This is a genomic window from Streptacidiphilus albus JL83, from assembly GCF_000744705.1.
GTDB classification, from domain to species: domain Bacteria; phylum Actinomycetota; class Actinomycetes; order Streptomycetales; family Streptomycetaceae; genus Streptacidiphilus; species Streptacidiphilus albus.
In genome coordinates this window covers 819364-834011 of record NZ_JQML01000001.1, presented here as the reverse complement: position 1 = coordinate 834011, position 14648 = coordinate 819364, and the positions used below count along the sequence as shown (strand labels likewise).

General features: G+C 73.0%; 10 protein-coding genes. 5 read left to right on the top strand and 5 right to left on the bottom strand.

Annotated features, from left to right (window positions below):
• Window positions 1-55: 55 nt before the first annotated feature.
• Window positions 56-628, top strand: coding sequence for a TetR/AcrR family transcriptional regulator (locus BS75_RS03795; protein ID WP_034087180.1), 573 nt, complete (start codon window positions 56-58; stop codon window positions 626-628).
• Here the strand turns inward: BS75_RS03795 and BS75_RS03790 are convergent.
• Entirely contained in the window at window positions 625-2376 is a 1752-nt protein-coding gene (locus BS75_RS03790) for a glycoside hydrolase family 35 protein (protein ID WP_034087179.1), read from the bottom strand. The two genes, BS75_RS03795 and BS75_RS03790, sit on opposite strands and share 4 nt — an antisense overlap.
• A 602-nt stretch (window positions 2377-2978) precedes the next feature.
• On the opposite strand from BS75_RS03790, the gene BS75_RS03785 reads away from it, so the two are divergent.
• The 3 genes from BS75_RS03785 to BS75_RS03775 all read left to right on the top strand — a co-directional run bounded on the left by BS75_RS03785 (window position 2979) and on the right by BS75_RS03775 (window position 7028).
• Window positions 2979-4199: a hypothetical protein gene (locus BS75_RS03785; protein ID WP_034087178.1), complete on the top strand. Its 1221-nt coding sequence runs from the start codon at window positions 2979-2981 to the stop codon at window positions 4197-4199.
• 143 nt (window positions 4200-4342) lie between these two features.
• Window positions 4343-6475 (top strand): tetratricopeptide repeat protein, encoded by a 2133-nt coding sequence (locus tag BS75_RS03780; protein ID WP_034087177.1) that lies wholly within the window; start codon window positions 4343-4345, stop codon window positions 6473-6475.
• Window positions 6476-6485: 10 nt separating this feature from the next.
• Window positions 6486-7028, top strand: a complete 543-nt coding sequence (locus tag BS75_RS03775; RefSeq protein ID WP_152645880.1) for a flavin reductase family protein — start codon at window positions 6486-6488, stop codon at window positions 7026-7028.
• A 38-nt stretch (window positions 7029-7066) separates the two neighbouring features.
• Here BS75_RS03775 and BS75_RS03770 read toward each other — a convergent pair whose 3' ends face one another.
• From BS75_RS03770 to BS75_RS03750, 4 genes are all read right to left on the bottom strand, one after another.
• A complete protein-coding gene (locus BS75_RS03770; protein ID WP_052069151.1) occupies window positions 7067-7969 on the bottom strand; it encodes an AfsR/SARP family transcriptional regulator in 903 nt (300 codons plus the stop codon).
• A gap of 561 nt (window positions 7970-8530) precedes the next feature.
• Window positions 8531-10588, bottom strand: a complete 2058-nt coding sequence (locus tag BS75_RS51855) for an SDR family NAD(P)-dependent oxidoreductase (RefSeq protein WP_197091895.1) — start codon at window positions 10586-10588, stop codon at window positions 8531-8533.
• Window positions 10585-11349, bottom strand: a complete 765-nt coding sequence (locus BS75_RS03755; protein WP_034087175.1) for a crotonase/enoyl-CoA hydratase family protein — start codon at window positions 11347-11349, stop codon at window positions 10585-10587. Before BS75_RS03755 ends, BS75_RS51855 begins: the two co-directional genes overlap by 4 nt.
• A 127-nt stretch (window positions 11350-11476) precedes the next feature.
• Window positions 11477-11914 (bottom strand): Fur family transcriptional regulator, encoded by a 438-nt coding sequence (locus BS75_RS03750; protein ID WP_034087174.1) that lies wholly within the window; start codon window positions 11912-11914, stop codon window positions 11477-11479.
• A gap of 444 nt (window positions 11915-12358) precedes the next feature.
• Between BS75_RS03750 and katG the strand changes: the two genes are divergently transcribed.
• Complete coding sequence (gene katG, locus BS75_RS03745; protein WP_034087173.1) at window positions 12359-14590, top strand: catalase/peroxidase HPI; 2232 nt, start codon at window positions 12359-12361, stop codon at window positions 14588-14590.
• Window positions 14591-14648 lie beyond the last annotated feature (58 nt).

The following is a 14648-nucleotide window of genomic DNA, read 5'->3' as shown; positions in this document are numbered from 1 at the left end:
AGGCAAATGTAATATCGCTTATGGTGAACCGGGGACGGACGGAAGGCGGAGGGCCATCGCGCGCGCAGGACTGACCACGGAGCGGCTCACCCTGGCGGGTGCGGAGCTGGCCGACGAGATCGGCTTCGACCGGGTGACCCTCTCCGAGCTGGCCAGGCGGTTCGACGTCAAGGTCGCCAGCCTCTACTCGCACCTGAAGAACTCGCAGGACCTGAGGACCAGGATCGCCCTGCTCGCGCTGGAGGAGATGGCCGACCGGGCCGCCGAGGCGGTGGCCGGCCGGGCCGGCAAGGACGCGCTCGCCGCCCTCGCCAACGTCTACCGGGACTACGCCCGTGAGCACCCCGGCCGGTACGCGGCCGCCCAGTTCCGGCTCGACCCGGAGACCGCCGCCGCCAGCGCGGGCGTCCGGCACGCCCGGATGACCCGGGCGATCCTGCGCGGCTACGACCTGGCCGAGCCGGACCAGACCCACGCGGTCCGGCTGCTGGGCAGCGTCTTCCACGGCTACGTCAGCCTGGAACTGGGCGGCGGCTTCAGCCACAGCGCCCCCGACACCCAGGAGACCTGGACCCGGACCCTGGACGCCCTCGACGTCCTGCTCCGCAACTGGCCCCCGGCCGACTAGTCCTCGGTCGGCCCGAGGTCGGGCTCGGGCCGCAGGTCGACGGCGCGGGAGAAGGGCGCGGCGTGCAGCTCCAGCACGGTGATCTCGTTCGGTCCCGGGCGCAGGACGGGACCGGGCAGGTAGAGGGAGCGCTGGGGGCCGCGTGACCAGTAGCGGCCCAGGTGGAAGCCGTTGACCCAGACATTGCCCTTGGTCCAGCCGGGCAGGTGGACGAAGGAGTCGGCGGGCCGGTCGACGGTGAAGGTCCCACGGTGGAAGACCGGCCCGGTCGGGAACCCCTCGACGGCGGTGAACGCCAGTCCGCCCAGGTCGCTCAGCGGGAGCGACCGGTTGGTCCAGCCGCTGAGCTCGCGGCCGTTGAGCCGGGCGGGCCCGGTGAGCCCCTTGCGGTCGTGGATGCCTGGCCCGTAGTTGACCCGTCCCTGGTTCTCCACCAGCACGCTCAGGGTGCTGCCCGCGCGGGGAGCCGTGAGGGTGACCGCGTGCTCGTGGTTCTCGCGTTCGAGCACGCCCGCCGGTCGGCCGTCGACGAAGACCTGGGCCCGGTCGTGCACCCCCTCCAGCTCCAGCAGGGCCGGTCCCTCCGTCGGCAGGACGGTCTCGTGGAGGACGTAGCCGAAGTCCTGCCCGAGCTGCTCCATGGTGAGCGGGTGCTCGGAGGGCACGACGCCGCCCAGCGCCGGGAGGCTGTCGAACAGCGGGGCGCTCAGTGGGAGTCCGACCCGGGTGGCGGCGAGCCTCGCGGTCGGCCCGGGCGCCGGCTCGTCGGGCACCGGGGTGTGCTTGGCGATGACCCTGCGGAAGGCGTGGTACTTCTCGGTGGGCTCGCCGGCCTCGTCGAGCGGCGAGTCGTAGTCGTAGGAGGTGACGGTGGGCCGGTAGGTGTGCTTGTCGTTGGCGCCGTTGGTGAAGCCGAAGCTGGTGCCGCCGTGGAACATGTAGAGGTTCACCGAAGCGCCGGTGGAGAGCAGGTCGTCCAGCTCCTGGGCGGCCTGGGCGGGGTCGCGGACGACGTGGCGGCCGCCCCAGCGGTCGAACCAGCCGATCCAGAACTCGGTGCACATCAGCGGGCCGGCGGGCTGGTGGGCCCGCAGGGCGGCGAGTCCCTCGTACGCGTGGCTGCCGAAGTTGGCGGTGGCGAGCACGCCGGGGAGCGAACCGCGGCCGAGGTCGGCGGGCTGGTCGCAGGTGAAGAGCGGCACGTCGACGCCCTCGCGGCGCAGCAGTTCGGCGAGGTGGGCCAGGTGCGCGGGGTCGTCGGCGTAGGCGCCGTACTCGTTCTCCACCTGGACGGCGATCACCGGGCCGCCGCGGGTGGCCAGCCGGTCGATCACCGGGGGGAGCAGCCGGGCGAAGTAGCTGTCCACGGCGGCGAGGTACCCCGGGTCCTGGCTGCGCAGCGTGATGCCGGGTTCGGCCAGCAGCCAGGAGGGCAGGCCGCCGCCCTCCCACTCGGCGCAGATGTACGGTCCGGGGCGCAGCAGGACGTGCAGGCCCTCGGCCGCGGCGAGGTCGAGGAAGGCCGGCAGGTCGAGCTCCGCGTCGAGCCGGAAGACGTCGGGCCGGGGCTGGTGGAGGTTCCACGGGACGTACGTCTCGACCGTGTTGAGGCCCATCAGCCGGGCCTTGTGCAGTCGGTCGGCCCAGTGGTCCGGGTGGACGCGGAAGTAGTGGAGGCCGCCGGAGACGATCCGGAAGGGCCTGCCGTCGAGGGTGAAGGCGTCGCCGTCGATCTGCAGGACGGGCATGGTGTGGTGTGCTCCGTAGGTGGTGGGCTGCGTGCCGGCCGCCGGGGTCGCCAGCCTTGCCGGAAACCCGGGCGGGCGCCGGGCATCGTCCGATGGTTGCGTAAACATTCGCATGCTCGGGCATGGGAAGTTTACGTAAACATCGGACTAGCGTGATGCTGGCACCACCGCCCGAGGAGCGTCAAGAGGCCGATTGGATCTGCTTCGTGCGCCACCCGGCGGCGACCCGCCGGCCGATCAGGGCCGGGCGCCGGCCGCCGCGCCGCCGCGCCGCTTTGGCGGCAGTCTGGGCAGGTTCTGGCGGACTTCAGCAGGCTGGGGGATGTCCATCATCCGTCTGCACCAACCGTTAGGAGAACCAGCGATGAAGAAGATCGTGATCCGCAAGGCCGGCCCCGTCCGTCTCACCACGGCCGCGTGCCACGTGTACCCGAACGCCTGATCCTGTCCCCTGGTCGGCCGTCGGCCGACGCTGAGGGACCGGGGTGGCGGCGCGTCCGTGAACGGACCGGAGCAGTCCGGACGCCGCACGGTCGCGCCGCTACCCACCCGCTGCCGTCCCGGTCCGGGGCGGACCGCCGCCGACGGAGGACGAGGGACCCGTGCAGGACCACGGAACCGGCCACGACATCCAGGACCCGCCGCTGCTCCACCCGCTGGTGTACCTGGAGGACGGCGAGGGTGTGACGATCGGCCGGGTCGACACCGACTCCTATGCCATCTTCCCGCCGGACGGCGCCCAACTGGTCCGCTGGCTGGCCGACGGCGCGACCGTCGCCGAGGCCGCCGAGCGCTACCGCACGGTGTACGGGGAGAGCGCGGACGTCGAGGACGTCGTCGCCGCCCTGGACGAGCTGGGGTTCCTCCGGGCCGAGGGCGAGGCCGCCGTCGAGCTCGCCCCGGTGCGCTGGCAGCGCCTCGGCCGGGCCCTCTTCTCCGTGCCCGCCTGGGTCTGCTACGCGGCCCTGGTCGCCTGGGCGCTGGTGCTCGTGGTCCGCTCGCCCGACCTGCTGCCCCGCTCCCACGACATGGTGTTCAGCTCCTACTACTCCGTGGTCGACGTGGTGCTGCTGGTCGCCGTGGTGCCGCTGATCGCCGTCCACGAGGCGTTCCACGCGCTGGCCGCGCGAAGGCTGGGCGTGCGCTCCCGGATCTCGATGTCCTACCGCTTCTACTTCCTGGTGGTGGAGACCGCCCTCGACGGTCTGGTCGCCGTCCCTCGGCGCAGGCGCTACCTGCCGATCCTCGCGGGCATGCTCGCCGACGTCCTGGTCCTCGCGCTGCTGGTCATCGCCGCCGACGCGCTGCGCGATCCCGGCGGCCGGCCGTCGCTCGGCGAACACGTCTGCCTGGGCGTCGCCTTCGCCACCTTCATCAGGCTGTTGTGGCAGTTCTTCTTCTACATCCGCACCGACGTCTACGTCCTGATCACCACCATGCTGGGCTGCGTCGACCTGCACACCGCCGCGACCCGCACCCTGCGCAACCGGGCCAACCGGCTGCTGCGGAGGCCGGACCGGCTGATCGACGAGACCGACTGGCACCCGGTCGACCGGCGGATCGCCCGCTGGTACTCCTGGCTGATCCTCGTCGGCTACTCCGTCAGCCTGTGCACCACCGTGTTCGCGCTGGCCCCGGTCTTCCTGACGATGATCGTCGCGTCCTTCGACCGCTTCGGCGACGGCCACACGGGTGTGCTCCGCATGCTCGACGCCTGCGTGTTCCTGCTCCTGACGCTGACCCAGTTCCTGCTGCCGATCCGGATCGCCGTCCGCGACCGCGCCCGGAACCGGCGCGTCCGCGCCGAGCACGTCGTCGCCTGAGGCGGGGGAGCGCGAACCGAACACCGCAGGGCCGAACACCGCAGGGCCGAACACCGCAGGGCCGAGCACCGCAGAGCCGAACGGCGATACCCCCGAGCAGTGAAACCCCCGAGACCGCGAGCCGCTGAACCGAAAGGCTGGTCATGCGCAGCCACTACTGGATCTCCGCCCCGTACCGCGCCGAGCGTGACCGACTGCTGACCGGCCTGGACCTGCCGCCGCTGCTCGCCACCGTCGACGCGCACCGAAACCTGCGCGGCCCCTACACGGCGGTCGGCACGCTGCTGCGGCTGATCGGCCCGGACGCGCTGCTGCTCCGTCCGGAGCTGGCGTTCCGGCACCGTATCGAGATCCAGGAGAGCACGCCCGAGTTGACGGCGCTGGTGCCGGTCGTCCGGCGTCCGCTGGAGCAGTCCGCGAAGGGTCCCGGCTCGGTCAGCCGCTATCCCGCCCGGCTGCACTCGCTGCGGATCTCCCACGGCCTGGTGGACTTCCTCGGCGCCTACCTGGAGGCCCTCGACGACGGCCCCCGGAGCCTGGTCGTGCACAACGTCCAGCACGCCGACGCCACCGACCGGGAGTTCCTCGCGGTGCTGCTGCGCCGGCTGCCCGCCGAGCGGCTGACCGTCGTGCTGCTCTCCGACGCCGAGCCGCTGGCCGACCCCGCGGGGCCGCTCAGCGCGTCGCTGCCGCAGTCCCTCGAAGCCCACGCCGTGCACCTCGTCGGCGGCTCCGCGACGCCCGCCCCGGCCGCGGAGCAGGCCCCGGCCGACGGCGCCGGGACCCTGCGCCTCGCGCGACTGCTGGTGGCGGCCGACGGGTCCGACGAGGACGCCGACCGGCTGGCCGCCTACGCGCGGCTGGAGCCCGCGCAGCGGGCCGCCCTGCACGACCTGCGGGCGGCCGAGGTGTCGCTCGCCGCCGGGGCCGAGCCCTCGCTGCGGCTGGGCGCGCTGCCGTACCACCTCGAACGCGGCAGCGACCCGGGCGGCGCCGGGGTCGAGGCCCTGCGCTGGGCCCAGAACCGCTGCAAGTACCTCGGCTTCTACCAGGCCGCGGTGGAGTTCGGCCGACGCGGCCTGGCCATCGTGGACGCGCGGCAGAACCCCTCGGAATGGTGGGAGTTCACCAGGGACACCGCCGTCGCGCTGGCCGCCGCCGGTCGTCCGGAGGAGTCCGCGGCGGTCCAGGACGAGGCCCGCCGCACCAGTGCCGACCCGGTCATCCACATGAAGCTGGCCTACGAGACCGGCATGCTCTACGCCCGGCACTTCCCCGAGGCGAAGCGCGATCCCGGTCAGGCCCGCGCCTGGGTCAACCAGGCCATCGCGATCGCCTCGCTGCTGGAGGACCCGGGCGAGCGGACCTTCTTCTCCGTCTTCAACCGTAACGGGCTGGCCCTGGTGGAGACCCGCACCGGCCGCACGGACGAGGCCCTGCGGCTGCTGGACGAGGGCATGGAACGCCTGGACCGGGAGCTCGGCCTGGGCGAACGCACCTGGCACCGGATCGGCCTCCAGTACAACCGGGCCCAGGTCAACGGCATGAGCGGCCGGCTGGAGGCCGCCCTGGCCGACTACGCGGTGGTCATCGACGCGGACGACGACTTCTCCGACCACTACTTCAACCGCGGCAACATCCTGCGCAAACTGGGCCGCACGGAGGAGGCCGTCGCCGACTACGAGCAGGCCCTGCGGTTGGAGCCGCCGTTCCCCGAAGCCCACTACAACCGGGGCGACGCGCGGCTGGAGCTCGGCGACGTCCCCGGAGCGCTCGCCGACTTCGACCGCACCCTCGAACTGGAGCCCGAGCACGTGGACGCCCAGCTGAGCCGGGCCGTCGTCCTCGCCGACCTGGGCGACCTCCCGGCCGCGCTGCGCGGAGTGGACGCCGGTCTCGCGGTGGAGCCCGACCACGCCCGGCTGCTCTGCCTCAAGGGACGGCTGCTGGCCGAGGAGGGCGCGCTCGACCAGGCCGGCGAGGCCCTCGCCGCCGCGCTGCGCAGCGACCCCGGGCTGGCCGAGGCCTGGGCGGTCAAGGCCGAACTGGCCTTCGAGGCGGGCGACCGGGACACGGCGGCGGCCGACTACGACCGGGCCGTGGACCTCGGCGACTCCCCGGAGATCCGCTTCAACCGGGGCGTGGTGCTGGAGGCCGCCGGCCGCTTCGACGAGGCCGCCGCCGACTTCGAGGCCGTCCTCGCCCGGATGGACGACGACGACGCCCGCGAGCGGCTCGACTCCTGCCGGCGTGCCGCACAGCGCGCCCACGCCTAGGCCGTCGGACGTGGACGCGGACGTGGACGTCCGACCGGAGGACCGCACCGGGAGCGGCCCGGGCCTGGCCGAGGCCTTCCGGGAGGCGATGGCGCAGCTCGTCTCCGGCGTGGTCGTGGTCTGCGCGCGGCAGGCCGACGGGGCGCCCTGCGGCCTGCTGGTCTCCTCGGTCTGCTCCTACAGCGTGCAGCCGCCCTCGGTGCTGCTGGCCGTGGCCAGGACCGCCCGGACCTACCGGGCCCTGGCCGCCGGCGCCGGCTTCGGCGTCCATCTGCTGGGGAGCGAGCACGCGGCGCTGGCGGCGGTCTTCGCCGGGCGCGGCGACGACAAGTTCGCCGGGGTCGGGTGGGACTGGGACGGCGAGGTGCCCCGGCTGCTCGGGGTGCCCGGCTATCTGCGCTGCGCGACCCGGGCCTCGTTCCAGCACGGCGACCACGCCATCCTGGTGGGAGAGGTCGAGCACTGCTCGCTCGGGTCCGGCGAGCCGCTGCTCTACTTCCGCCGCCGGCTCGACTGGCGGCTGTCGGCCGCCACGGCCCGGGACGGCGGCTGAGGCGAACCGGGTTGCGCGGAGCTCACTCTGTTGCTGCGTCAGCCGTGGGAGGACCGGCGCAACGGGATCGGTGACCTACGACATCGGAGGTGTCCGGAGCTGCTCGGCGTCCGTCCCTCCAGCACCGCCAGCTGTGCGGCGCGCAGGGCCGGTCCCGGCTCGATGCCGACGTTGTCGACCATGATCCGCCGGGCCCTGGCATAGGCCGCGAGCGCCTCGGCCCGGCGGTCCGCCCGGCACAGGGCCTGCACCAACTGCTCATGGAAGGCCTCCCGAAGCGGGTAGCGGGCGCACAGCTCCTCCAGGTCGCCGATGACCTCCGCGCCCCGGCCCTGGCAGATGTCCACGCCGATGCGCTGGCCGAGCACCGAGAGCCGCTCCTCCTCCAGCCGGACGGTGTACTGGGCCGGCAGGACGGAGCGGTCGAGGTCGGCCACCGCGTGCCCCCGCCAAAGGGCGAGCGCCCGGCGGAACGCCTCCCCGGCCTCCGGGCAGCGGCCCTCGGCCAGGTGGCCGCGCCCGAAGGCCGCGAGTGCGCCGAACCGGTCGACGTCGAGCTCCCCGGGACGCACCAGCAGCCGGTAGCCGGACGGCTCCGTGCGCAGCAGCGGATGCCGCCGGGCGTCGAGCCCGGCCACGCCGTGGCCCGGGTCGAGCATCCGACGCAGCCCCGACACGTACATCTGCAGCGTGGCCGTCGCCGAACGCGGGGGCCGGCGGTCCCAGAGGGCGTCGATGAGGCACTCCGCCGGCAGCGGTTCGTTGGCGGACATCAGCAGCACGGTCAGCAGCACCCGGCGTTTCAGGGCCGCCGGCGTGCACGGCTGCCCGTTCCTGATCACCTCCAGCGGACCGAGCAGGAAATACTGGAGGCGACTGGCTGCTGCCTCGCCGGAACGGCTCTTCTCGGCCTTTTCGGCCGGGCAGGTCTCGGGCCGCATGCAAGATCTCCTATTTCTGTTCCGTGGAACAGGCATTCCCGTCCGGACGAGAACGTGCCGCTGCCGACCGACACAGCGCGCAGGGTCATTTTTAGACTATTGTTGGGGTCATGTCACTCCCTAGTTTCGGCCAGCACCACGAAGAGGGATGACAGCAGGCGGTCCTGCTCGTCGCCGGAGTCGCCGCTTCCGGGGTGCCGGCACTTGAGCATTCACCCATCCCAGGGAGTCCGCCCACCCCACGCGTTCCGGACAATCGCGGGAAGATCGCGCCGAAGGAGGGTGGCGCCGCCATTGTGCGGACGTGCCGCCGCGGAACGCGCCCTTTTTGCAACTGGCCGGTTCGTGCCGCCGGAAATCGATGAGGCACTGGCGTTCACGCAGGATTTCAAGACCTTTTTTTCCGACGGAAAAGCGGGGCCACGGCACGGTGATCGGGTCCACCCGCTCCGGCAATTGAGCGATCCGGGCAGATGGCCGACGCGGACCGCACTCCGGCGGCGCGACCGCGCCCCGGCCGCCGCACCGTGGGCGACCGGGGCGCACTGCCGAACGGCAGGACTAGCGCGGGGCCATGCGGATCGCGCCGTCGAGGCGGATCACCTCGCCGTTGAGGTAGTCGTTGCCGACGATCGCGGCGACCAGGTCGGCGTACTCCTCGGGGCGGCCGAGCCGCGCCGGGTGCGGGACCTGCTTGCCGAGCGAGTCGCGGGCCTCCTGCGGGAGCCGGCCGAGCAGCGGGGTGTCGAACAGCCCGGGGGCGATGGTCAGCACCCGGATGCCGGAGGCGGCCAGGTCGCGGGCGATCGGCAGGGTCATCCCGGCGATCCCGGCCTTGGAGGCCGAGTAGGCGCACTGCCCGATCTGGCCGTCGAAGGCCGCGACCGAGGCGGTGTTGACGATGACGCCGCGCTGTCCGTCCACCGGCTCGGTCCTGGCCATCTCGGCGGCGGCGAGCCGCAGCACGTTGAAGGTGCCGATCAGGTTGATCTCCACCACCCGGCTGAATTCCTCCAGCGGGTACGGCGTCCCGTCCCGGCCGACGGTGCGTCCGGCGCTGCCCAGGCCCGCGCAGTTGACGGTCGCCCGGAGCGGGCCGTGCGCCGCGGCGGTGGCGACCGCACGGCCGGCGTCCTCCGCGCTGCGGACGTCGCCGGGGACGAAGTGGGCGCGCTCGCCGAGCTCCTTGGCAGTGGCTTCGCCGGCCGAGGTGGGCAGGTCGAGCAGGACGACGTGGGCGCCGAGGGCGATCAGCCGGGCGGCGGTGGCGCGGCCCAGGCCGGAGGCTCCGCCGGTGACGACTGCTGCTGCTCCGTCGATCTGCATGGATCTCAACTCCCGTGGTTGGCAGGGTGGCTGGACATGACCGGGCGGTGGTCGGGGTGGGGCCGGGACCGACGTCGGGGCCGGGGCCCCGGCGGCGTGCTCGGGGTCAACCGATGACCCCCTGCGCGCGGAGCGCCGCGATCTCCTCGGCGGGCAGGCCGGCCTCGGCCAGCAGCTCGTCGGTGTCCGCGCCGGTGACGGGCGCGTCCCTCGGCTCGCCGGCGGGGTGCCGCTGAACCTGGGCGCGGGGGCGGGCATCGGCGCGCCGCCGGGACCGGGGACGAAGGTGGACCGGGCGACGTTGTGCGGGTGCTGCGGCGCCTCGGTGAGCGAGAGCACCGGGGTGACGCAGGCCGGGGTCCCGGCGAAGTGCTCGGCCCAGTGGTCGCGGTCGGCGGCGGCGAAGGCGGCGCCGAGCTTGGCGCGCATGGCCGGCCATCGGCCCCGGTCGTGCTGGGCGGCGAAGTCGGGGTCGTCGGCCAGTCCGAGCCCGGCCAGCAGCGCGGCGTAGAAGGGGGGTTCGAGGGAGCCCAGGGCGACATGGCCGCCGTCGGCGCAGCGGTACACCCCGTAGAAGGGCGCGCCGCCGTCGAGCAGGTTGGCCCCGCGTCCGTCCTGCCAGGCGCCCATGCCGAGGAAGCCGTAGGCCATGGACATCAGCAGGGCCGAGCCGTCGGTCATCGCGGCGTCCACCACCTGCCCGGCCCCGCCCCGGGCGACCCGCAGCAGGGCGGCGACCATGCCGAAGGCGAGCAGCATGCCGCCGCCGCCGAAGTCGCCGACCAGGTTCAGCGGGACGACCGGGTCGCCGTCGGCCGGTCCGATCGCGTGGAGGGCGCCGGTGAGGGCGATGTAGTTGATGTCGTGGCCGGGCTGCTGGGCCTCGGGGCCGTGCTGGCCCCAGCCGGTCATCCGGCCGTAGACCAGGCGCGGATTGCGGGCCAGACAGTCCTCGGGGCCCAGCCCGAGGCGTTCGGCGACGCCGGGGCGGAAGCCCTCCAGGACCGCGTCGGCGCGCCCGATCAGGCGGAGCACGGCCTGCGCGCCCTGCGGGCGCTTGAGGTCCACGGCGGCGGAGCGCCGTCCGCGCTGCAGCATGGCGGGGGCGGCGGCCCGGCCGGCCTGGGCGGGCCGGTCGATGCGGACCACCTCCGCGCCGAGGTCGGCCAGCAGCATCCCGCAGAACGGCCCGGGGCCTATCCCACCCAGTTCGACGACGGTCAGCCCGGCCAGCGGGCCTGACCCGGCGGCGCGCGCCGTCCCGTCCGCGCGCGCCGTCCGGTCGGCGCTCATCGTCCGGTCCAGCGCGGGGCGCGCTTCTCGGCGAAGGCGCGCGAGCCCTCGGCGGCGTCGGCGGAGGCGAACACCGGCTCGATGATCTTCCGCTGCCGGTCCCACCGCTCGTCCTGGGGCCAGCCCGGCGCCTCGCTGAGGATCTGCTTGGTGGCGCGGACCGCGAGCGGACCGTTGGCGGCGATCTCGGCGGCCAGCCCGCGCGCGGCGTCCAGCGCGCCGCCCTTCGGCGCCAGCCGGTTGACCAGGCCCAGGGCGTGGGCGCGCGGGGCCTCCAGCACGCCGCCGGTGAGGGCGAGCTCCATGGCGACCTGGTAGGGGACGCGCTGCGGCAGCCGGAGCAGCCCGCCCCCGGCGGCGACCAGTCCGCGCCGGGCCTCGGGCAGGCCGAAGCGGGCGTCCTCGGCCGCGACGATCAGATCGCAGGCGAGCGCGATCTCGCAGCCGCCGGCCAGCGCGTGGCCCTCGACGGCCGCGATCAACGGCTTGAGCGGCGGCGCCTCGGTGAACCCGCACAGGCCCCGGCCCTCGACCACCGGCAGTTCACCGGCCAGGAAGGCCTTGAGGTCCATTCCCGCGCTGAAGGACCCGCCCGCGCCGGTGATCAGACCCACCACCAGGTCGTCCCGGGAGTCCAGCTCGTCCAACGCCGCGGCGACCCCCTCGGCGACGGCCCGGTTGACCGCGTTCCGGGCCTGCGGCCGGTTGATGGTGATCACGGCCACGCCGTCGCCGAACTCCGTCAACACCTCGGGGCTCATCAGCTCACTCCCTGACCCAGGATTTCGAACATTCGTTAAGTTAGGACGAGACGGCTGCCATGTCCATCGAAACCGGGGTGTCGAAATCGGCGGGACGCCGGGCGGTGCGGGGTGGCACCGGGCGGTGTCAGGGGGTGCCGGGCTGCTCCGCGCGATCCGCGCAGGAGGGGCAGAGCCCGCGGTAGGTGACCTCGGCCTTGGCGACGGTGAAGCCGAAGCGCTCCGTCTCGGCGAGCTCGGCCAGCGGGTCGCCGGTCGGGTGGACGTCGCGGATGGTGCCGCAGTCGTCGCAGGCCAGGTGCTGGTGCGGCCGGTGGGCGTTGGGGTCGTAGCGCTTGGCCCGGCCGTTGGTGGTGACCTCGATGACCTCGCCCAGGGAGACCAGCTCGCGCAGGGTGTTGTAGGCGGTCGCCCGGGAGATCTCCGGCAGCCGCTCCGCCGCGCGGGCGTGCACCTCCTCGGCGGTCAGATGCACATGGTCGCCTTCGAGAACCTCGGCGACGACGCGGCGCTGGGACGTCATCCGCCAGCCGCGTGCCCGCAGTCGATCCAGCAGGTCACTCATATCGGTTCACCAGCTTCAGTTCGTGGGAAGGCCGAAGGTGGCCAACAGATGTCCGGGTCCTGATCAGGTATGGGTTTGAGTTGCTTCTTGACTTGGACTCTGTCCATCATAGGATCGGTTCCGGTCATAGCCAATGGTCAGGGAGACGCCGGCACGACGGGAGACGAGAGAAGTGAGACGTGAGCGACCACCGCGAGGCCCTGCGCGGCCGGGTCGGGCCTGCCCGCCGTCCGTCCTGGGCCCTCCTCCCGAGCACCATCGAACAGCTCGGCAGCCCGCCCGGTTCGATGGACACGCCGAGGAGCACCACCGCGTCGTCTGACCGTCGTGCGCCGTCGTCCCCTACGTTGAACGCGTATCGGCCCGGCCCGCCGCCCGAGTCCCGACCGTTCCACCGTCCGCAGTTCCTGAGCACCGTGATTCGCCCAGTCCGGAAGGGTTCCCATGTCTGAGAACAATGATGCAATCGTCGTAGACGCGAAGTCGGAGGGCGCGGGAGGCTGCCCGGTGGCGCACGGTCGTGCGCTGTACCCGGTCCAGGGCGGCGGACTCTCCCAGTGGTGGCCCGAGCGGCTCAACCTGAAGATCCTGGCCAAGAACCCCGCGGTGGCCAACCCGCTCGGCGAGGACTTCGACTATGCCGAGGCGTTCAACAGCCTCGACCTGGCGGCCGTGAAGCGGGACATCGCCGAGGTGCTGACGGACTCGCAGGACTGGTGGCCGGCCGACTTCGGCAACTACGGCCCGCTGATGATCCGGATGGCCTGGCACAGCGCCGGCACCTACCGGATCAGCGACGGCCGCGGTGGCGGCGGCACCGGCCAGCAGCGCTTCGCCCCGCTCAACAGCTGGCCGGACAACGGCAACCTGGACAAGGCCCGGCGGCTGCTGTGGCCGGTCAAGAAGAAGTACGGCCGCAGCCTGTCCTGGGCCGACCTGATGATCCTCACCGGCAATGTCGCGCTGGAGTCGATGGGCTTCGAGACCTTCGGCTTCGCCGGCGGCCGGGTGGACGCCTGGGAGCCCGACGCGGACGTGTACTGGGGCCCGGAGACCACCTGGCTCGGCGACGAGCGCTACACCGGCGACCGCCACCTGGAGGAGCCCCTCGGCGCGGTCCAGATGGGCCTGATCTACGTCAACCCGGAGGGCCCGAACGGCAATCCGGACCCGCTCGCCGCGGCCCGCGACATCCGTGAGACCTTCCGCCGGATGGCGATGAACGACGAGGAGACGGTCGCCCTGATCGCCGGCGGCCACACCTTCGGCAAGACCCACGGCGCGGGCCCGGCCGACAATGTCGGGGACGCTCCCGAGGGTGCCCCGCTGGAGGAGATGGGCCTCGGCTGGAAGAACAGCTTCGGCACCGGCAAGGGCGGCGACGCGATCACCAGCGGCCTTGAGGGCATCTGGACCGACACCCCGGTCACCTGGGACAACAGCTTCTTCAACATCCTCTTCGGCTACGAGTGGGAGCTGTTCAAGAGCCCGGCCGGCGCCTTCCAGTGGCGGCCGAAGGACGGCGCCGGGGCCGGCACCGTCCCGGACGCCCACGACCCGTCGAAGCGCGTGGCCCCGACCATGCTGACCACCGACCTCTCGCTGCGCATCGACCCGGCCTACGAGCCGATCTCCCGGCGCTTCCACGAGAACCCCGCCGAGTTCGCCGACGCCTTCGCCCGCGCCTGGTACAAGCTGACCCACCGCGACATGGGCCCGATCGCCCGCTACCTCGGCCCGGAGGTCCCGGCCGAGGCGCTGATCTGGCAGGACCCGATCCCCGCGGTCACCCACGAGCTCGTCGACGCCGCGGACGTCGCCGCGCTCAAGGCCCAGGTCCTCGCCTCGGGTCTGACGGTGTCCCAGCTCGTCTCCACCGCCTGGGGGGCGGCCTCCTCCTTCCGCGGCAGCGACAAGCGCGGCGGCGCCAACGGCGCGCGCATCCGGCTGGAGCCGCAGCGCGGCTGGGAGGCCAACGACCCCGACCAGCTGGCGACGGTGCTGCGCACGCTGGAGGGCATCCAGACGGCGTTCAACGCCGCCCAGAGCGGTGGCAAGGCCGTCTCGCTGGCCGACCTGATCGTGCTGGCCGGCGGCGCTGCGGTCGAGAAGGCCGCGAAGGACGCCGGTGTCGAGGTCGAGGTCCGCTTCACGCCGGGCCGCGGCGACGCGACGCAGGAGCAGACCGACGTGGAGTCCTTCTCCGCGCTGGAGCCGACCGCCGACGGGTTCCGCAACTACCTCGGCAAGGGCAACCGGCTCTCGGCCGAGTACCTGCTGATCGACAAGGCCAACCTGCTGAACCTGAGCGCCCCGGAGACCACGGTGCTGGTCGGCGGCCTGCGGGTGCTGGGCGCCAACAGCCAGCAGTCGCCGCTGGGCGTGCTCACCGCCACCCCCGGTGCGCTGACCAACGACTTCTTCGTCAACCTGCTCGACATGGGCACGACCTGGGAGCCGACGTCCGAGGACGCCGGCACCTTCGAGGGCCGCGACGCCGCCACCGGCGAGGTCAAGTGGACCGCCAGCCGGGTCGACCTGGTCTTCGGCTCCAACTCCGAGCTCCGCGCGCTCGCGGAGGTCTACGCGAGCGACGACGCCAAGGAGAAGTTCGTGAACAGCTTCGCCGAGGCCTGGTCCAAGGTGATGGAGCTGGACCGGTACGACCTGGCCTGATCCACCGCCACGGCCTGATTCACCGGGTCACCCCGTCCAGGCCGGCCCGCAACGGGCC

Coding starts and splice junctions, on each gene's coding strand:
- BS75_RS03770 (WP_052069151.1), bottom strand. CDS start 7,969: ATGCGGCCCGAGACCTGCCCGGCCGAAAAGGCCGAGAAGAGCCGTTCC.
- BS75_RS03790 (WP_034087179.1), bottom strand. CDS start 2,376: ATGCCCGTCCTGCAGATCGACGGCGACGCCTTCACCCTCGACGGCAGG.
- BS75_RS51855 (WP_197091895.1), bottom strand. CDS start 10,588: ATGAGCGCCGACCGGACGGCGCGCGCGGACGGGACGGCGCGCGCCGCC.
- katG (WP_034087173.1), top strand. CDS start 12,359: ATGTCTGAGAACAATGATGCAATCGTCGTAGACGCGAAGTCGGAGGGC.
- BS75_RS03780 (WP_034087177.1), top strand. CDS start 4,343: ATGCGCAGCCACTACTGGATCTCCGCCCCGTACCGCGCCGAGCGTGAC.
- BS75_RS03750 (WP_034087174.1), bottom strand. CDS start 11,914: ATGAGTGACCTGCTGGATCGACTGCGGGCACGCGGCTGGCGGATGACG.
- BS75_RS03755 (WP_034087175.1), bottom strand. CDS start 11,349: ATGAGCCCCGAGGTGTTGACGGAGTTCGGCGACGGCGTGGCCGTGATC.